The 17,071-nt window shown below is 66.8% G+C and carries 20 protein-coding genes; 9 read left to right on the top strand and 11 right to left on the bottom strand.

The window, feature by feature from the left end:
- Positions 1–641, bottom strand: a 641-nt coding sequence (locus tag AU198_RS13235; RefSeq protein WP_064348607.1) for an enoyl-CoA hydratase-related protein, incomplete at its 3' end; no start/stop codon positions are given.
- A gap of 87 nt (positions 642–728) precedes the next feature.
- On the opposite strand from AU198_RS13235, the gene AU198_RS13240 reads away from it, so the two are divergent.
- From AU198_RS13240 to AU198_RS13250, 3 genes are read left to right on the top strand one after another with little or no spacing between them, the layout of a single operon-like run.
- Positions 729–1,820 (top strand): CaiB/BaiF CoA transferase family protein, encoded by a 1,092-nt coding sequence (locus AU198_RS13240; protein ID WP_064348608.1) that lies wholly within the window; start codon positions 729–731, stop codon positions 1,818–1,820.
- A 19-nt stretch (positions 1,821–1,839) separates the two neighbouring features.
- On the top strand, positions 1,840–2,592 hold the full coding sequence (locus AU198_RS13245; RefSeq protein WP_064348609.1) for a 3-hydroxyacyl-CoA dehydrogenase: 753 nt from the start codon (positions 1,840–1,842) through the stop codon (positions 2,590–2,592).
- Between the two features lie 9 nt (positions 2,593–2,601).
- Complete coding sequence (locus AU198_RS13250) at positions 2,602–3,600, top strand: NAD(P)H-dependent flavin oxidoreductase (protein ID WP_064348610.1); 999 nt, start codon at positions 2,602–2,604, stop codon at positions 3,598–3,600.
- A 110-nt stretch (positions 3,601–3,710) separates the two neighbouring features.
- Here AU198_RS13250 and AU198_RS26825 read toward each other — a convergent pair whose 3' ends face one another.
- Both AU198_RS26825 and AU198_RS13255 read right to left on the bottom strand, forming a co-directional pair.
- Positions 3,711–3,842: a hypothetical protein gene (locus AU198_RS26825; RefSeq protein ID WP_090346444.1), complete on the bottom strand. Its 132-nt coding sequence runs from the start codon at positions 3,840–3,842 to the stop codon at positions 3,711–3,713.
- Between the two features lie 118 nt (positions 3,843–3,960).
- Positions 3,961–4,503: a DoxX family protein gene (locus AU198_RS13255; protein ID WP_064348611.1), complete on the bottom strand. Its 543-nt coding sequence runs from the start codon at positions 4,501–4,503 to the stop codon at positions 3,961–3,963.
- Between the two features lie 152 nt (positions 4,504–4,655).
- On the opposite strand from AU198_RS13255, the gene AU198_RS13260 reads away from it, so the two are divergent.
- From AU198_RS13260 to AU198_RS13270, 3 genes are read left to right on the top strand one after another with little or no spacing between them, the layout of a single operon-like run.
- A complete protein-coding gene (locus AU198_RS13260) occupies positions 4,656–6,932 on the top strand; it encodes an MMPL family transporter (protein ID WP_064348612.1) in 2,277 nt (758 codons plus the stop codon).
- Positions 6,929–7,609, top strand: a complete 681-nt coding sequence (locus AU198_RS13265; protein WP_064348613.1) for a TetR/AcrR family transcriptional regulator — start codon at positions 6,929–6,931, stop codon at positions 7,607–7,609. Before AU198_RS13260 ends, AU198_RS13265 begins: the two co-directional genes overlap by 4 nt.
- Entirely contained in the window at positions 7,590–8,225 is a 636-nt protein-coding gene (locus tag AU198_RS13270) for a class I SAM-dependent methyltransferase (RefSeq protein WP_064348614.1), read from the top strand. Before AU198_RS13265 ends, AU198_RS13270 begins: the two co-directional genes overlap by 20 nt.
- Here AU198_RS13270 and AU198_RS13275 read toward each other — a convergent pair.
- Positions 8,222–8,935: an NAD-dependent deacylase gene (locus AU198_RS13275; RefSeq protein WP_064348615.1), complete on the bottom strand. Its 714-nt coding sequence runs from the start codon at positions 8,933–8,935 to the stop codon at positions 8,222–8,224. The genes AU198_RS13270 and AU198_RS13275 overlap by 4 nt on opposite strands.
- Positions 8,936–8,971: 36 nt before the next feature.
- On the opposite strand from AU198_RS13275, the gene AU198_RS13280 reads away from it, so the two are divergent.
- The gene (locus AU198_RS13280) at positions 8,972–9,337 is read left to right on the top strand and encodes an Rv1152 family transcriptional regulator (RefSeq protein ID WP_064348616.1); all 366 of its coding nucleotides are present in this window, start codon (positions 8,972–8,974) and stop codon (positions 9,335–9,337) included.
- A gap of 25 nt (positions 9,338–9,362) precedes the next feature.
- Here AU198_RS13280 and AU198_RS13285 read toward each other — a convergent pair whose 3' ends face one another.
- From AU198_RS13285 to AU198_RS13295, 3 genes are read right to left on the bottom strand one after another with little or no spacing between them, the layout of a single operon-like run.
- Positions 9,363–10,169 carry a class I SAM-dependent methyltransferase gene (locus AU198_RS13285; RefSeq protein WP_064348670.1) on the bottom strand — a complete coding sequence of 269 codons (807 nt, stop codon included), beginning with the start codon at positions 10,167–10,169 and terminating at the stop codon, positions 9,363–9,365.
- 59 nt (positions 10,170–10,228) lie between these two features.
- Positions 10,229–10,750, bottom strand: coding sequence for a DUF1697 domain-containing protein (locus AU198_RS13290; RefSeq protein WP_064348617.1), 522 nt, complete (start codon positions 10,748–10,750; stop codon positions 10,229–10,231).
- Positions 10,750–11,586, bottom strand: a complete 837-nt coding sequence (locus AU198_RS13295; protein ID WP_231744664.1) for a class I SAM-dependent methyltransferase — start codon at positions 11,584–11,586, stop codon at positions 10,750–10,752. The genes AU198_RS13290 and AU198_RS13295 overlap by 1 nt, the downstream gene beginning before the upstream one ends.
- Positions 11,587–11,617: 31 nt before the next feature.
- Here AU198_RS13295 and AU198_RS13300 point away from each other — a divergent pair, with 31 nt between their 5' ends.
- Together AU198_RS13300 and AU198_RS26195 are read left to right on the top strand one after the other, a co-directional pair.
- Positions 11,618–12,061, top strand: a complete 444-nt coding sequence (locus tag AU198_RS13300; RefSeq protein ID WP_064348619.1) for a PPOX class F420-dependent oxidoreductase — start codon at positions 11,618–11,620, stop codon at positions 12,059–12,061.
- A gap of 41 nt (positions 12,062–12,102) precedes the next feature.
- On the top strand, positions 12,103–12,270 hold the full coding sequence (locus AU198_RS26195; protein WP_156431592.1) for a DUF5302 domain-containing protein: 168 nt from the start codon (positions 12,103–12,105) through the stop codon (positions 12,268–12,270).
- On the opposite strand, the gene AU198_RS13305 is transcribed toward AU198_RS26195, so the two are convergent.
- From AU198_RS13305 to AU198_RS13320, 4 genes are all read right to left on the bottom strand, one after another.
- Complete coding sequence (locus tag AU198_RS13305; protein WP_082691003.1) at positions 12,206–13,597, bottom strand: acyltransferase family protein; 1,392 nt, start codon at positions 13,595–13,597, stop codon at positions 12,206–12,208. The two genes, AU198_RS26195 and AU198_RS13305, sit on opposite strands and share 65 nt — an antisense overlap.
- A 100-nt stretch (positions 13,598–13,697) precedes the next feature.
- Positions 13,698–14,915 carry an MFS transporter gene (locus AU198_RS13310; protein ID WP_286141467.1) on the bottom strand — a complete coding sequence of 406 codons (1,218 nt, stop codon included), beginning with the start codon at positions 14,913–14,915 and terminating at the stop codon, positions 13,698–13,700.
- A 90-nt stretch (positions 14,916–15,005) separates the two neighbouring features.
- Positions 15,006–16,637: a monocarboxylic acid transporter gene (locus AU198_RS13315; RefSeq protein WP_064348620.1), complete on the bottom strand. Its 1,632-nt coding sequence runs from the start codon at positions 16,635–16,637 to the stop codon at positions 15,006–15,008.
- Complete coding sequence (locus tag AU198_RS13320; protein WP_064348621.1) at positions 16,634–16,984, bottom strand: DUF485 domain-containing protein; 351 nt, start codon at positions 16,982–16,984, stop codon at positions 16,634–16,636. The genes AU198_RS13315 and AU198_RS13320 overlap by 4 nt, the downstream gene beginning before the upstream one ends.
- Positions 16,985–17,071: the final 87 nt, after the last annotated feature.

Here is a 17,071-nt window from a genome sequence, read left to right on the forward strand (position 1 = left end):
CCGGACTTCAGCGCGGTGAGCACCTTGTCGACCTCGGCGTCGAACTCGTCGGCCGGATAGACCGCGGCGGCCAGGCCCCAGTCGTATGCCTCGCGCGCCGAGACCTTTTCGGCAAGCAGCGCCATGCGGGCCGCGCGGGTACGTCCGACCGCCGCCGCCACCAGCGCCGAGGCGCCGCCGTCGGGCATCAGCCCGATCTTGGTGAACGCCAACATGAAATATGCTTTGTCCGAAGCCAATACAACATCCGAGGCCAGTGCCAGCGAGACGCCGACGCCGGCCGCCGCACCGTGCACGGCCGCGACCACGGGCTGGGGCAGGTTGACGATCGCGCGGACCGCATCGTTGGCGGCGTCGAGCACCGAGGCCGGGCCGTCGACACTCTTCTGCGCCTGATCGTCGTCGCCGATGCCCGCGCCCGAGCAGAAGCCGCGGCCCGCGCCGCCGAGCCGCACGACCTTGACCCGCCGATCGGTGGCCGCCGTATTGAGAGTGTCCGCGATACCGACCAGCATCTCGCGGTTCAGCGAGTTGAGGCTGTCGGGCCGATTCAGCGTCACCGAAAGCACACCGTCGGCAAGGTCGACACTCAGAGCGTCGATGCCGGTATATGTGGGTGCGCCCGAATCCAGCGTTGTCATGGCTGCACCCTAGAACCGGATCACTTGGTTATACAAGTAAGCTATGTCGGCGATCCGGAAGCGATTGTCCAACGAAGGGCGGTAAGCATGGCGGGACCTCTGCACGGGCTGCGGGTGATCGAACTCGCGAGCATCGGACCCGGGCCGCACGCGGCGATGATCCTCGGTGATCTCGGCGCCGACGTCGTCCGCATCGAGAGGCCGGGCAAGCTCGGGGGAATTCCGACCAGCAAGCGCGAGGCCGCCCTGCGCAACCGGCGTTCCGTCGCCGCCGACCTCAAGAGCGACGAAGGCCGCGAACTCGTGTTGCGGCTGGTCGCAAAGGCCGACGTGCTGATCGAGGGGCTGCGCCCCGGTGTCACCGAACGCCTCGGTCTCGGGCCGGACGATTGCGCGAAGGTCAACGAGCGGCTGATCTACGGGCGCATGACGGGCTGGGGTCAGACCGGGCCGCGGCGCCTGCAGGCCGGCCACGACATCAACTACATCTCGCTCAACGGTGTGCTGCACTCGATCGGCCGGGCGGGCGAGCGACCGGTTCCACCGCTGAACCTGACCGGTGACTTCGGCGGCGGCTCGATGTTCCTGCTCGTCGGCATCCTGTCCGCGCTGTGGGAACGCCAGACGTCGGGCAAGGGTCAGGTGGTCGACGCGGCGATGATCGACGGCTCCAGCGTGCTGGCGCAGATGATCTGGGGCTTCCTTCAGGACGGGCTGTGGACCGACCAGCGCGGGGTCAACATCCTCGACGGCGGCGCCCCCTACTACGACACCTACACCTGCGCTGACGGCCGCTACATCGCGGTCGGGTGCATCGAACCGCAGTTCTACGCCGCGTTCCTCAAGGGCCTGGGCCTGGAGAACGCCGACCTGCCGGATCAGAACGACGCGAGCCGCTGGCCGGAGTTACGCGCGGAGCTCAGCGAGGTCATCGCGAGCAAGGATCGCGACCACTGGGCCAAGGTGTTCGCCGACAGCGACGCCTGCGTGACCCCGGTGCTGTCGTTCAGCGAGGTCGAGTCCGAACCGCACGTCACCGAGCGCAACACCTTCTATCGCGACGGTGAGCACCTGCAACCGATGCCCGCGCCGCGGTTCTCCCGAAGCGCGCCGACGGCACCGACACCACCCGGCCAAGCCGGAGCCGACACCGAAGCCGTCTTGCGAGACTGGGCCTAGAGAAAGGAACACCCTCAAAGTGGAGATCAAGGACGCCGTAGCCGTCGTCACCGGTGGCGCATCGGGCCTCGGCCTGGCAACCACCAAACGCCTGCTCGACAGGGGCGCATCGGTGGTCGTCATCGACCTCAAAGGCGAAGAGGCGGTCAAAGAACTCGGTGATCGCGCCCAGTTCGTCGAAACCAACGTGACCGATCCGGACGCCGTCAGTGCGGCGCTCGATGCCGCCGAGAAGATGGGCCCGCTGCGCATCAACGTCAACTGCGCGGGCATCGGCAACGCGATCAAGACGTTGAGCAAGGACGGCCCGTTCCCGCTCGACGGCTTCAAGAAGGTCATCGAGGTCAACCTGATCGGCACGTTCAACGTGCTGCGGCTGGCGGCCGAGAGGATCGCGAAAACCGAGCCCATCAACGGTGAGCGTGGCGTCATCATCAACACCGCGTCGGTCGCGGCGTTCGAGGGCCAGATCGGGCAGGCCGCCTACTCCGCCTCCAAGGGTGGGGTGGTCGGGATGACCCTGCCGATCGCGCGTGATCTGTCGCGTGAGTTCATCCGCGTCGTCACCATCGCGCCGGGTCTGTTCAAGACCCCGCTGCTGGGTTCGCTGCCCGAAGAGGCGCAGGCCTCGCTGGGCAAGCAGGTGCCGCATCCGGCGCGCCTGGGCGATCCCGACGAGTACGGCGCGCTGGCCGCGCATATCGTCGAGAACCCGATGCTCAACGGTGAAGTGATCCGCCTGGACGGCGCGATCCGGATGGCCCCGAGGTAGGTAGACGCGATGGGTATCAGGACGAAGTTCACCGAGACGTTCGGAATCGAGCATCCCATCGTGCAGGGTGGGATGCAGTGGGTCGGCCGCGCGGAACTCGTTGCGGCCGTGGCGAATGCGGGTGCGCTCGGCTTCATCACCGCATTGACGCAGCCGACGCCGGCCGATCTGGCCAAGGAGATCGCCAAGTGCCGCGATCTGACCGACAAGCCGTTCGGCGTCAACCTGACGATCCTGCCGACGATCAACCCGCCGCCGTATGACGAGTACCGGCAGGTGATCGTCGACTCGGGCATCAAGATCGTCGAGACCGCGGGGTCGAACCCGGCGCCGCATCTGCCGATGTTCCACGAGAACGGGATCAAGGTGCTGCACAAGTGCACCTCGGTGCGGCACGCGGTCAAGGCGCAAAGCCTCGGCGTCGACGGCATCAGCATCGACGGCTTCGAGTGTGCGGGCCATCCCGGCGAGGACGACATCCCGGGCCTGGTGCTGATCCCCGCGGCGGCGGCCAAGATCGAGATCCCGATGATCGCCTCGGGCGGGTTCGCCGACGCGCGCGGTCTGGTCGCCGCGTTGGCGCTGGGCGCTGACGGCATCAACATGGGTTCGCGGTTCATGTGCACCGTCGAATCGGCGATCCACCAGAACGTCAAGGAAGCGATCGTGGCGGGCACCGAGCTCGACACGGAGCTGATCTTCCGGCCGCTGCGAAACACGGCCCGCGTGGCCAGCAACGCGGTGTCGCGAGAGGTCGTGGAGATCCTGAACCGCGGCGGTCAGTTCGAGGACGTCAAGGACCTGGTTGCCGGCTCGCGCGGCGTGAAGGTCTACGAGATCGGCGACCTCGACGCCGGCATCTGGAGCGTGGGCACCGCCATGGGCCTGATCAACGACATCCCGACCTGTGGTGATCTGGTCGGGCGCATCGTCGACGAGGCAGAGGAGATCATCAGCGGCCGACTCAGCGACATGATCGCCGACGACGAAGAAGAGAACGTGGCTTAGAACGGGAAACGTTAGCGGGCGGGTTCAGCAAGAAAGCAGGAACAGAACCGGCTCGGGCGTTTGAGGCCCAACCGTCGGAGCGAATGCGCGACCCCTCGGCGCGCGTTCGTTCAGACGGCGGTGCGCAGGGTGTGCTCGTCGTCGAGCTGCTCCGAGGTGTCGCCTTCTACCAGGACGTCGCCGTGGTAGAGCGCCTCGAAGTCGACCTTGATGACATCGGCACTGGTGTCGTCGATCCACATGTACTCGACAGTAGGTGTCACCTCTAAGGAATCTTTGAGTCACGATTCGGAATACTGTGGCAATTCTTACCGCCAAGTAGGGTCGCGTACTACTCGCCAGTAGCGATTTGCTGACCGGCTACGAACCAGCGGTGAAGTGGATGGGGTTGGTGCCGAGCAGCGCCACCCAGGTCAGGATCGCCGCGGCGAAGGCCACGACCAGCAGGCCGACGGCGACGCGCCGTCCCCACGACACCCGGCCCAACACCTTGGCGTCGAGCGAGTAGGCGCCGGCCCCGAGGAACAGCAGCGCTGCGGCGCCGACGCCGATCAGGAACGGCGCGTTGAAAGGTTCGGACCAGAAAGCCGATTGCGACACGTTGACGGCCCACGCGTCGACCATCGCCGCGACCACCGCACACGCCGCCAGCGGCGTCAGCGCACCGAAGAGGAGGCCTAGGCCACCGAGCGTCTCGGCCGCCGTGACCATGAACGCGGCCAACCCGGGCAACCGCCACCCGGCCGAGTCCATGAAACCGACGGTGGTGCTGAAGTCGAAGGCCTTGATCAGGCCCGCCTGAAGGATCGCCGCACCGATACCGATTCTCAGGATGAGCAGGCCGATGTCCGTCGCGGTGTCGCGTGTGGTGGTGGCGGCGGTCGCCGCTTCCGTCGTGGTCATGCCGATTACGACTACCAGGAATGCCGCAACTCATCGCGAGAATCGCACTTGAACGCCGCGGGTTCGTGTTTCGTGTGTCCTGAAGGGGCGTTGACGGCCCTGACTTATCGTTGTTAAGTTACCGGCGTTAGTCCGAGCCGAGAGGACCCCGAGTGCTGCAAAGAGTCGCGCACCTGGCCATAGCGGCGCCTCGGCGCATCATCGCGATAGCGGTCCTGGTGATGGTCGGGTGCGGGATCTTCGGCATCCCCGTCGCCAAGCACCTATCCGCCGGCGGCTTCCAGGACCCCACCTCGGAGTCGGCCAAGGCCACCCAGCTCCTGGTCGACACGTTCGATCAGGGCGACATGGAGCTGATTCTCAGCGTGCACTCCGACGAGGGCGCGCAGAGCCCGCGGGCCCGTGCCGTCGGCGAGGAGCTTGCTGCCGAACTGCGGGCCTCGCCGTCGGTCGTCGGGGTGACCTCGCTGTGGGGCGCACCACCGACCGCGGCGCCCGCGCTGATCAGTGAGGACGGGAAGACCGGGCTGATCGTCGCCGGGATCACCGGCGGTGAGAGCGGCGCGCAAACGCATGCGAAGGAACTCACCGAGCGACTCGTGCACGACCGCGACGGCGTCACCGTGCGCGCCGGCGGCGAGGCCATGATCTACGTGCAGATCAACGGGCAGAGCGAACGGGATCTCCTCAAAATGGAGGCGATCGCGATTCCGCTGTGCTTCGTGGCGCTGGTGTGGGTGTTCGGCGGCCTGCTCGCCGCCGCGCTGCCGTTGGCCATCGGTGGTTTCGCGATCCTGGGTTCGATGGCGGTGCTGCGCGGCGTCACGTACCTCACCGACGTTTCGATCTTCGCGCTGAACCTCACGGTCGCAATGGGTTTGGCGCTCGCTATCGATTACACGCTGTTGATCATCAGCAGGTACCGCGACGAGATCGCCGACGGGGCGCAACCTGACGCGGCGTTGGTTCGCACGATGGTGACCGCCGGGCGCACCGTGTTGTTCTCGGCGATGACGGTCGCGCTGTCCATGGTCGCGATGGTGTTGTTTCCGATGTACTTCCTGAAGTCGTTCGCGTACGCGGGCATCGCGGTGGTGACGTTCGCGGCCCTCGCCGCGGTGGTGGTGGCGCCCGCCGCGATCGTGCTGCTCGGGGACCGGTTGGACGCGCTGGACGTGCGGCGGTTCGGTCGCCGGCTCGTCGGCAGACCGGAGCCGGTGCGCAAACCCGTCGAGCAGACGTTCTGGTACCGCTGCACGAAAGTCGTGATGCGCCGGGCACTTCCGATCGGGCTCGCGATCGTCACGCTGCTGCTGGTGCTCGGCGCGCCGTTCCTCAACGCACGCTGGGGGTTCCCCGACGAGCGGGTGCTGCCTCAGTCCGCGTCGGCGCGGCAGGTCGGCGACGAGCTACGCAACAACTTCGCCGTCGACTCGGCCCGCAACGTCACGGTCGTCATACCGGACACCCGAGATCTCACGCCCGCGATGGTGGACCGCTACGCGGCAGACCTCTCGCGGGTCGGCGACGTATCGTCGGTGTCGGCTCCCGGCGGCACATTCGTCGACGGCAGATCGATCGGCCCGCCGTCGGCCGCTACCGGCGTCAAGGACAACAAGGCGTTTCTCACGGTCGCCAGCGAGGCGCCGTTGTTCAGCGACGCGTCCGAAGCACAGCTCGACCGACTCGAGGCGGTGAGCACCCCCGCCGATGTTCCGGTGCTGCTGACCGGCACCGCACAGGTGAACCGCGACAGTGCCTCGGCGATCACGTCGCGCCTGCCGCTGGTGCTCGGGGTGATCGCGGCCATCACCTTCGTACTGCTCTTCCTGCTCACCGGGAGCGTGGTGTTGCCGGTGAAAGCGTTGATACTCAACGTCTTATCGCTGACGGCCGCGTTCGGTGCGCTGGTGTGGATCTTCCAGGAAGGCCATCTCGGCGCACTGGGCACCACACCGACCGGGACGCTGGTGGCGAACATGCCCGTGTTGTTGTTCTGCATCGCATTCGGGCTGTCGATGGATTACGAGGTGTTCCTGATCTCGCGAATCCGCGAGTTCTGGCTGCAGTCAGGCGAAGACGGGGCGATGTCGGCTCGCGCGCGCAACGACGAGAGCGTGGCGCTCGGCCTGGCGAAGACCGGCCGTGTCGTGACGGCCGCCGCGCTGCTGATGTCGATCTCGTTCGCGGCGCTGATCGCGGCCGAGGTCGCGTTCATGCGGATGTTCGGTGTCGGGTTGACGCTGGCGGTGCTCGCCGATGCGACGTTGGTGCGGATGGGATTGGTGCCGGCGTTCATGCATCTGCTCGGACGGTGGAACTGGTGGTCGCCCAAGCCGTTGGCCAGACTGCACGAACGGATCGGCTTGCACGAGTCCGCTGAACCATCGCGCGCCGAAGGCTCGATCCAGCCGGCGGGTTCGCGATGAAACGGCGACGCGCCCCGCGGGGGTCCGGTGAGCAGCTGCGTGACGAGATCCTCGACGCCACCACCGATCTGCTGCTCGCGTCGGGCAATGCGAAAGAGGTGTCGATCCGGTCGGTGGCGCAGCGGGTGGGGGTGACCCCGCCGTCGATCTACCTGCACTTCGCCGACAAGGACGCGCTGCTCGACGCGGTGTGCGCACGGTACTTCGAGAAACTCGACGAGGAGATGCAAAGTGTGGCGGCCGGGCAGCCGTCGACCATCGAGGTGCTGCGCGCGCAGGGGTTGGCGTATGTGCGGTTCGCGATGAAAACCCCTGAGCTGTACCGCATTGCGACGATGGGGGAGAGCCGGCCGGGCAGCGACGTGGATGTGGCGTTGAACAGCTCGGCATTCGTGCACCTGCGCACCGCAGTCGAGGGACTGATGGCGGAGGGAACTTATCCGCCGGACGACTCGACCGCGACGGCTCTGGAGTTGATGACCGTCGCGCACGGGGTGGCCGCCATGCTGATCTCCAAGCCGTACCTACCGTGGGGGGATGTCGAGGACTTCGCCGACCGGGTGCTGACTGCCGTGTGTCTCGGTCACATCACCCGGGGGGCGGTGGACCTCGAAGCGCCACCACCGCAAACCGTCGCTCAGTTGAAGGGAATGCTTTATGTCGGACACGGTCGATAACCCGTTCTTCGCCCGGTTGTGGACGGTGATGTCCACCCACGAGACCGACGCCATCCGGCAACTCCGCCGGCAGAACCTCGCCGGCCTGTCGGGACGGGTTCTGGAGGTCGGTGCGGGTACCGGAACGAACTTCGAGTTCTACCCCGACACGGTGCGCGAGGTGGTGGCCGTCGAGCCCGAACGCCGTCTCGCCGAACACGCCCAGCGGACCGCGGTCGCGGCCCGCGTGCCCGTCACCGTCAGCACCGACACCGTGGAGCACTTCGTGGCCAACCGCAGCGAGCCCTTCGACGCGATCGTCTGCTCGCTGGTGCTGTGCTCGATCGATGATCCCGATACTGTTCTGCGCCAGCTGCTTTCGTTGCTGCGGCCCGGCGGTGAGCTGCGCTATCTCGAGCACATCGCCAGCGAGGGCGGCCGTGGGCGGCTGCAGAGGATCGCCGACGCGACGGTGTGGCCGCGGCTGCTCGGAAACTGCCACACCCACCGCCACACCGAACAGAGCATCGTGGGTGCGGGGTTCGAGGTCGAGGGCGCCCGGCGAGAATGGACGATGCCGAGGTGGGTGCCGCTGCCGGTCGCCGAGTTCGCGATCGGCCGCGCGGTCAGGCCCTAACCGAGTAGGGCCGGGAGCCGCTGCAGCAGGCTCGGCAGCGCGCTGGCCGCCGTCTCGCGCACGGACGCCGTCGCCGAGTCCGACAGCGGGGTGCGTTCCGGGTTGACTTCGATGACCGGGATGTTGTTGGCCAATGCGATCTCCGGCAGGCCCGCCGCGGGATAGACGATCGACGAGGTGCCGACGACGATCACCAGGTCCGCGCCGCTGACCGCCTCGACCGAACGCTGCCACGCGTCCTCGGGCAGCGCCTCACCGAACCAGACCACGTTGGGCCTGATGAGGCCGCCGCATTCGCACCGCGGCGGGTCGACGGTCTCCACCGGTTCGGGCATGGCCGGTAGCTCACCGGAATATGCCTGCCGGCAGCGATCGCAGTGGAACTCGAACAGGCTCCCGTGCACGTGGTAGACCTTCTTGCTGCCTGCTCGCTCATGCAGGTCGTCGACGTTCTGGGTGACGACGTGCACGTCGGCGTAGTCCTGCCAGGCGGCGACGGCCCGGTGGCCGTCGTTCGGGTGTACAGCGCTCATCATGTAGTGACGCCACAGATACCACGCCCACACCTTCTCCGGGTGTGCCCGCCACCCTTCCGAACTGGAGATTTCATAGGGGTCGACCTTCGCCCACAGCCCGGTTTCGGCATCGCGGAAGGTCGGCACCCCGCTCTCGGCCGAGATGCCCGCACCGCTGAGGACCGTTACCTGCACATGACCAAACTAGCCGCTGTGGGCAATACTGGGCACGTGGCCGAGTTGGGGGATTGGGTACGCATCGACCATCGCGCGTCGGGTGCCTTGTTCGACCAGCTCAGGACGCAGGTCATCGACGGTGTGCGCGACGGCAGACTGCCGCCGGGTACGCGGTTGCCGACGGTGCGCGAGCTGGCCGGCCAACTCGGTCTCGCGGTGAACACCGTGGCGCGTGCCTACCGCGAGCTGGAGGCGGCGGGAATACTCGAAACCCGTGGGCGTTTCGGCACATTCGTCGCCCATGCTGATCCCGTGGACGGAGCGATGGCCACGGCGGCGAACACGTTCGTATCGGCGGCCAAAGCGCTCGGAGTCGGCAAGGACGACGCGCTGCGATATGTGGAAACGGCGTTCGGGTAGGCGGCAGAGAAACGAGCCGCCCGGCTCAGCCGAATTCGAGCAGGGCGAGGACCGGACGCACGGAATCGAACCACGGAAGCCGCTGCGCCCCCCACATCAGCGCGTTGAGCACCTTGCCGCGTCCCGGCGGCAGCGCGATGTCGTGCACCGCCCGGATCCCGGGGATCTCGTTGACGAGGTTGGCGACCTGCGAGGGCGTCATGTGAAACGGCATGGGTGGGACGCGGTAGCCGAACGAGGGGCGCAACACGCCCCGGCTGATCAACCGGGCGAACCAGGCCGGTGGCAGCTCGAACACCATCCGTCCCCCGGGGAAGCGGGCCGCGCACTCGCCGATCAGGCCGAGCGCCTCCTCCGGCTGCAGATACATCAGCAGCCCTTCGGCGGTGATGAACACGCCGTGTTCGGTGTCGACGTGGTCCATCCAGCTGTAGTCCAGCGCCGACTGGGCCAGCATGCGAACCCGCTCCGATGCGGGCAACAGACGTCGGCGCAGTTCGACGACCGGGGGGAGATCCACGGTGAGCCAGGAGAATTCGTGTCCCACATCGGCGGCGTCGATCCGGTAGAAGCTGGTCTGGAGCCCCTCGGCGAGCGCCACGACCGTGCCGCGAGGATGATCGCCGAGGTAGCGCCGCGTCTCGCGGTCGAACGCCAGGGCCCGCACCGCCATGTCCTGGCGGCGGGACAGGCCGAACTTGGAGAAGTCGAAGTCGATGGAGTCGACGAGCTGGACCGCCATCGGGTCGTCGATCAGTCCGTCCGGACGACGCGCCTCCGTGGCCCGCACGTTGAGCGTCATCAGCGCGGTCTCGGACACACCGGTCAGCATGGTGGCGTCGGCCTTGGCGGACGAGGCGTTCGGTTCGGAGCTCACCTGCTCGAATGTACCTAGCGCAGGACTTTGTCCAGCGTGCGCAGATTCCTGGTGGTGGTCGACGACTTGTACCGTTTCTTGCCCATGGTCTTGCCGATGGTGCTGTCGAGCGTTGCGGCCTTGGGCACCTGCCAGTAGACGACGCCCTCGCCGCGCTCGATCTTCTCCTCGGGGGTGGCTTGCTCGGCCAGGCCGGCGAGCTCGTCGAGCACTTGTTCGTCGGTCACGAATGTGACGTAGGAGTGGTGGTCGGAGACCTCGCGCTCGAAGGGATAGGCGCGCGAGATCGCGGCAACGGTATCGATCGGGTACGCCAGCACCCAGGCGTCGTACCCGAAGGTGTCGCGCAAGGCCTTCTCAGCCTTCTTCCGCACCGTCTCGACTCCCGACCCGCTGTCGAACACGACGTTGCCGCTGGCGAGAATCGTTCGTACCGAACGGAATCCGACTCCCTCGAAGGCCTTCGCGACGTCGGCCATCTTCAGGTTGACGCCACCGACGTTGACGCCGCGCAGGAAAGCCGCATAGCGCGTCATCAGCCGAACTCCAGCAGGGTGTGGCTGGGGCGGCCCTTGCGCAGGAACCCGACGCGGTCCCACGCCGGCGAGGCCAGCACCTTGTACAGCCCACGCCCCGGCACCATGGCGAGGTCGTGTGCGGCGCGCACACCGGGAATGCGCCCGGCCAGCGCGAGGGCCTCGTCGGGGGTTAGCGCGAAGGGCATCGGTGGGGTGACGTAACGGTCGGACAGCTTCAGTTTGCCGCGCACCGTGCGTCGACTGAACCAGGGCGGCACGGAGTCGAACATCATCCGGCCTCCGGGAAAGCGCGCCGCGCAGTCGCGGATCAGACCGAGCGCGTCGTCGGGGTCCAGATACATCAGCAGGCCTTCGGCGGTGATGAACGCACCGTTCGACGCATCGATGTGGTCCATCCAGCTGCGGTCCAGCGCTGACTGCGCCAGCGAAACGATCCGGTCATCGTGTGGCAATAGCTTCTCGCGCAGGGCCACGATGGGTGGGAGATCGACTGAATACCAGGTCAATTCGTCGGCGACGCCGTGTCTCTGCAGTCGCCAGAAGCTGGTCTGCAGACCTTCGGCGAGCGCAACCACCGATGCTTTCGGATGGGTGGTCAAATACTCGCGAGTGGCGGCATCGAACGCGAGGGCCCGGACGGCGTGCGACTGGTTGGGCTTGCCGAACTTGCCGTAGTCGTAGTCGATGGCGTCGAACAGCGTGATGGCCCACGGGTCGCGGAGTATCCCGTCGGATCGCTTGGCCTCGCTGGCGCGGAAGTACAGCGTCCACAGCGCGGTCGCAGATACGCCTTCGAGCACGTTGCCGTCGATTCGGTGTGCAGGACCGGTCACATCTCGATGGTAGAGACGTAGGCTGACGAGCATGGGACGCCACGTGTTCGACGACAAGCTGCTCGCCTTGATCGGCGGAAACTCGCTGGGCGTCCTGGCGACCATCAAACGCGACGGTCGCCCGCAATTGTCGAACGTGTCGTACTACTTCGACTCGCGCGCGTTGACCATCCAGGTGTCGATCACCGAGCCGCGGGCCAAGACCCGCAACCTGCGACGCGACCCGCGCGCATCACTTCACGTCAGCTCGGACGACGGTTGGTCCTACGCGGTCGCCGAGGGCGACGCGACACTCACACCTCCTGCGGCGTCACCCGACGACGGTACCGTCGAGGCGCTGATCGCGTTGTACCGCAACATCGCCGGTGAACATCCCGACTGGGACGACTACCGGCGCGCGATGGTCGACGACCGCCGGGTGGTGATGACGCTGCCGATCAGCCACGTCTACGGCATGCCGCCCGGCAAGCGATAAAGCAGGCGACGGCCGGCCGGCTCTCGGGCTAGGCTGCCGTCATGGCTGAGACACCGGAAGACGACACCAAGCGCAAGTTCCGGGAGGCGCTGGAGCGCAAGAAGGCCAAGGCGGCCGGCGGCGGCAACCACAAGGACGGCGGTGCTAAGCAGTCGCGCGCGCATGGACCGGTTGAGCATCGGCGGGAGTTTCGGCGCAAGAGCGGCTAGGCGGACGACGATCTAGCGGCGAGGAACGAGCCGCGTTGAGGAGTCTGCCATCAAATGTGAGGCCACGGGCGACGACAAGCGCGGTCAACATCACCGCCACGCACAGCAGGCCCTGATCCTTCAGTCCCCAACCCACCGCGGCCAGGGTGGCTGCGCCTGCGGTGCAGAGCAGGACACCGACTGTCACGCTGAGCACACCGGGCTCGGCGAGGTATCCGCCGTCCCACAGCGGTAACGGGTCGTTCTCCAGTGAGCGCAGCGTGACGAACAGCAGCGCAACCACCGTGGCCATGATCAGCACCTGCAGAACCGACACCGCGATGAAGCTCGGGGCGGCCGGGTCGAAGCGCGGGTAGCCCAGGTAGTCGAACGCCAGGTGCATCATCAGCAGCGCGGGCATGTGCCACAGGTACAGCGTCATGGCACCGGTGTTGCCGATCGCGGTCAGCCACCACACCCACCTCCGCCGCGCCCACCGCGCGATCGCCGGCATGGCAGCAATTACGAACGCGCACATCATGATTGCGTGGCCAGCCAGGAGTAGCGACGGCGGTGTCATGTTCTTGAGCTGCTGGGTTTCGATGCCGACCAGGCTCAGCTCGTAAGGTCCGAACGTCACCAGCGCCAGGTTGACCGCCAGCATCACGGCGCCCAGTGCGACCGCCACGCGCGCGCTCAGCAGTGCGCGTCGATAGCCGACGGCGAGCATGCCCGGAATCAGCCAGGCGGTCAGATTCAGGTAGCCCAGCCCGGCCCAGCCGTCGACGTTGATCCGCATCGCGTCAACGACGGCTATGAACCCGTAGGTGGCGGCGACTGCGGCCACCAGTCGGCCTGCGGTGGTGATGCGGGCCAACACCGGTACCGCAGCGAGCACCAACACGTAGGCGCCCAGAAACCACAACAGTTGGATCGAGATTCCGGCGACGGGTTCGTAGACGTGTTGGGGCAGAACAAGTCGCAGGGCGATCAGCGCGACGGCCCAGAAGGCGAGGTAAAAGAACACGGGCCGGTAGAGCCGGGTGCAGCGTCGCAGCAGCCAATTGCCCCAGCTGCTGCCGAGGTTCCAACTCTCAACGCTGGCGGCCACGCCCGCGAAGAAGAACAGCGGCATGATTTGAAACACCCAGGTGAGCGCCTGAAGAACGGGCGATGCGGTGAGCAGGTTGCTCCAGATGAACACGTCGTCGCGCAAGGTGCTGGTGGCCATCACGGTGTGGCCGATCACCACCCCGAGCAACGACACGATGCGGATGACGTCGATCGCACGGTCTCGGGACGCCGGAGTTGCCGCCTCGATGTCGGCTGCGGTTGGAAACATCGTCATGTGGTTGATCGTCGGGGCGGGGGTGGCGTCGCGCATGAGTAGAAGCACTTAAAAGGGTCGCCGGCGGCGCATCTCCGCCGGAGCCAAGTCGCTCAGATGATTACGCGCCGGACGCGGCCGTGCGCGTTTCCCGTGCGTCTCTTGACTCGCGCAGCAGAATCGCCACCAGGCAGATGCCCGACAGAACCGCGACCGCCACGGCGAAACTCACGCCCGCCGTGCGTAATCCCCAGGTATCGGCGGCCACACCCTCGCCGACAACGGGTAGCGAGATGGCCACGTAGCCGATGACGAAGTAGGTCGAGTTGACCTCGGCGCGGCGTTCGACCGGGCTGCGCTCCGAGATCGCGGCCAGGCCGCGGCTGAAACTCATACCCTGCCCCGCACCCGACACCACGGCGGCCGCGACGAGCCCGATCAGCGACGAGAGTTGAAGTGCGACTGCGAGAATCGCCATCCCGGCGACCAGGATTGCGCAGCCGACGGCGAGCGCCCGCTGCGGCCGCATGGTGTTGGTGGCGATCTGCGTCAGGGCGGACGCGGCGAAGATCGAACCGGCGATGAGTCCGGCGACTGCCTGGTTGTCGATCCCGACGACCTCGGTCACGAAGGAGGGCGCCACGGCGGCGAACAGGCCAGTGACGGCAAATCCGGCGAATCCCGCGATCGCGGCGAGGATGAACACCGAACGCACCTCGGGCGGAACCGCCAGACGCTGCAGCGCGATGCGTCCGGACCGTGGCGATGTCTCCGGCACCAGCAGCACCGCCACGCCCGCCAGCGCCGCCAGCACGATGTGGACGATGAAGCTGAGATGCAGCGGCATCGGCGCGTACTCGACCAGCACGCCGGCCAGCATCGGACCGGCCCCGAGGCCGCCGATGTTGGCGACGGTCGCGACCGCGGCGGCCCTGCTGCGCCAGTGCGGCGGCGCGGCCTCGATGACCGCCGCGGTGGCCGTCCCGGTGGAGACGCCCGCGGACAGTCCGGAGAACACGCGGCCGACAACCAACAGCGGTACGGAATCGGCGACGACGAACACCCCGGCACTGATCAGCGCCGCGACGACCCCGCCGAGCAGCAGCGGACGCCTGCCGATCGCGTCAGACCACCGTCCGAACGTCAGCAGGGCGAACAGCACACCGCCCGCATACGCCGCGTAGACGACGGTGGTGGTGACCACCGAGAACTGCATCTGCTCGCCGTAAAGGGCGTACATCGGTGTGGGCATCGTGGTGCCGAGCATGATCGCGGCGAACGCGTACGCCAGCAGCGGGAAAGCCAGGCGCGTGCCCGCGCGGGCTGGAGCCTCAGACACGTCGCGGTGCAACTTTCTGCGCCGAAATTGCACTCCAGCAGACGGTCACTCGGACTTTGCCTGCTGGAATGCAGTTTCGCGGGGTTAAAGTCAGTGTGTGACGGCCTTCTCGGCGCCGACGCCGGTCAGCGAGCGAACCTCGAACTCGGCATTGATGTCCGGATCGCCGCGGTCGGCTGAGGTCAGCGTGCCGATGGCGCCGAGCAGGAAGGCCAGCGGGATCGACACGATGCCAGGATTGGCCAGCGGGAACCATGCGAAGTCGAGGCTGGGCAGCATCGCGGTCTTCGATCCCGACACGGCGGGGGAGAACACGATCAGCAGGATCGTCGAGATCAGACCGCCGTACATGCTCCACAACGCGCCCCGGGTGTTGAACCGCGGCCAGTACAGCGAGTACAGGATGGTCGGCAGGTTGGCCGCGGCGGCCACCGCGAACGCGAGGGCGACGAGGAACGCGATGTTCTGCTCGGCCGCCAGGACGCCCAGGCCGATCGCGAAGACACCCAGCACCACGACCGTGATGCGCGATACCCGCACCTGTTCGTCTTCGCTGACCCGGTCGCTCTTGAGCACGCTGGCGTAGATGTCGTGGGCGAAAGACGTTGCCGCGGTGATGGTCAGGCCGGCGACGACGGCGAGGATCGTCGCGAACGCGACCGCCGAGATGATGCCGAGCAGGATGACCCCGCCGAGTTCGAACGCCAGAAGCGGCGCGGCCGAGTTCTGCCCGCCGGGGGCGGCCAGGATGGTCTCGGGTCCGACGAGCGCCGCGGCGCCGTAACCGAGCGCAAGGGTGAACAGGTAGAACGCGCCGATGAGCGCGATCGCCCAGACCACCGAGCGGCGCGCCTCCTTGGCGGTCGGCACCGTGTAGAAGCGCATCAGCACGTGCGGCAGGCCCGCGGTGCCGAGCACCAGCGCCAGCGCCAAGGAGATGAAATTGATCTGCGATGTCAACGAGGCGCCGTATTGCGCCCCGGGGGCCAGGACGTCCCGCGCGGCGACCGCCTCATTCGACGAGCCCGAGACGGCCGACTGGGCCGCGCCGAGGATCTCGGAGAAGTTCGCACCGAACTTGGCGAGCACCCACACCGTCATCAGCGCCGTGCCGCCGATCAACAGCACAGCCTTGATGATCTGCACCCAGGTGGTGCCCTTCATGCCGCCGATCAGCACGTAGACGATCATCAGGACGCCGACGACGGCGATCACGACGGCCTGGCCGAAATCGCTGGTGACGTTGAGCAACAGCGCGACGAGTCCGCCGGCGCCTGCCATCTGCGCCAGTAGGTAGAACAGGCACACGGCCAGAGTCGTGGTGGCCGCCGCCAGCCGTACCGGGCGTTGCTTGAGCCGGAAGCTCAGCACGTCGGCCATCGTGAATTTGCCTGCGTTGCGCAGTAATTCGGCGACCAACAACAGCGCGACGAGCCAGGCCACCAGGAAGCCGATCGAATAGAGGAAGCCGTCATAGCCGTAGACCGCGATCGCACCCGCGATGCCGAGGAAGCTGGCGGCCGACAGATAGTCACCGGAGATCGCGATGCCGTTCTGCGGACCGGTGAACGACCGTCCGGCCGTGAAGAACTCGGCGGCGGTGGCATTCTTCTTGCTCGCGCGGATCACGATGTACAGCGTCACCGCAACGAACAGCCCGAAGATGCCGATGTTGGCGGCGGGGTTGCCGACGGTCTGGTCGACGGCCAGCAGGGTGCTCATGCCGCGCCGCCTTCCAGCTTGGTTCGGATGGCCTCGGCCCGCGGGTCGAGCTCGCGGTTGGCAAAGCGTACGTAAAGGCCAGTGATCACGAACGTGGAGACGAACTGGCCGATGCCGATCGACAGACCGACATTGATATTGCCCCACACCTTGATCGCCATGAAGTCGTGGGCGAAAGCGCCGAGGATCACGTAGGCGGCATACCAGACCAGGAACAGCGCGCTCATAGGGAAGACGAAGCGGCTCAGCCTGAATCGCAACTCTTGAAACTCGGGGCTCGCTTGTAAAGTTCGGTACTCCTCGCCGCTGATCGGGGTATCCCGATGCGGCAGGTCAAGTTCGGCCATCTCACTCCTGAACTCCGACGATGGAACTACTCAGTTGCTGGTACGAAACTCTGGTTCACGCGTAGTCGCGGACACTCCGCGACACGC

Source organism: Mycobacterium sp. GA-1199, from assembly GCF_001500045.1.
Lineage (GTDB): Bacteria > Actinomycetota > Actinomycetes > Mycobacteriales > Mycobacteriaceae > Mycobacterium.

What these genes read in the sequence shown, in the direction of transcription:
- AU198_RS13300 (WP_064348619.1), top strand. Translation starts at nt 11,618, where the DNA reads ATGGGACGCCACGTGTTCGACGACAAGCTGCTCGCCTTGATCGGCGGA.
- AU198_RS13270 (WP_064348614.1), top strand. Translation starts at nt 7,590, where the DNA reads ATGTCGGACACGGTCGATAACCCGTTCTTCGCCCGGTTGTGGACGGTG.
- AU198_RS13265 (WP_064348613.1), top strand. Translation starts at nt 6,929, where the DNA reads ATGAAACGGCGACGCGCCCCGCGGGGGTCCGGTGAGCAGCTGCGTGAC.
- AU198_RS13320 (WP_064348621.1), bottom strand. Translation starts at nt 16,984, where the DNA reads ATGGCCGAACTTGACCTGCCGCATCGGGATACCCCGATCAGCGGCGAG.
- AU198_RS26195 (WP_156431592.1), top strand. Translation starts at nt 12,103, where the DNA reads ATGGCTGAGACACCGGAAGACGACACCAAGCGCAAGTTCCGGGAGGCG.
- AU198_RS26825 (WP_090346444.1), bottom strand. Translation starts at nt 3,842, where the DNA reads ATGTGGATCGACGACACCAGTGCCGATGTCATCAAGGTCGACTTCGAG.
- AU198_RS13285 (WP_064348670.1), bottom strand. Translation starts at nt 10,169, where the DNA reads ATGCTGACCGGTGTGTCCGAGACCGCGCTGATGACGCTCAACGTGCGG.
- AU198_RS13250 (WP_064348610.1), top strand. Translation starts at nt 2,602, where the DNA reads ATGGGTATCAGGACGAAGTTCACCGAGACGTTCGGAATCGAGCATCCC.
- AU198_RS13240 (WP_064348608.1), top strand. Translation starts at nt 729, where the DNA reads ATGGCGGGACCTCTGCACGGGCTGCGGGTGATCGAACTCGCGAGCATC.
- AU198_RS13305 (WP_082691003.1), bottom strand. Translation starts at nt 13,597, where the DNA reads ATGACGATGTTTCCAACCGCAGCCGACATCGAGGCGGCAACTCCGGCG.
- AU198_RS13315 (WP_064348620.1), bottom strand. Translation starts at nt 16,637, where the DNA reads ATGAGCACCCTGCTGGCCGTCGACCAGACCGTCGGCAACCCCGCCGCC.
- AU198_RS13255 (WP_064348611.1), bottom strand. Translation starts at nt 4,503, where the DNA reads ATGACCACGACGGAAGCGGCGACCGCCGCCACCACCACACGCGACACC.
- AU198_RS13290 (WP_064348617.1), bottom strand. Translation starts at nt 10,750, where the DNA reads ATGACGCGCTATGCGGCTTTCCTGCGCGGCGTCAACGTCGGTGGCGTC.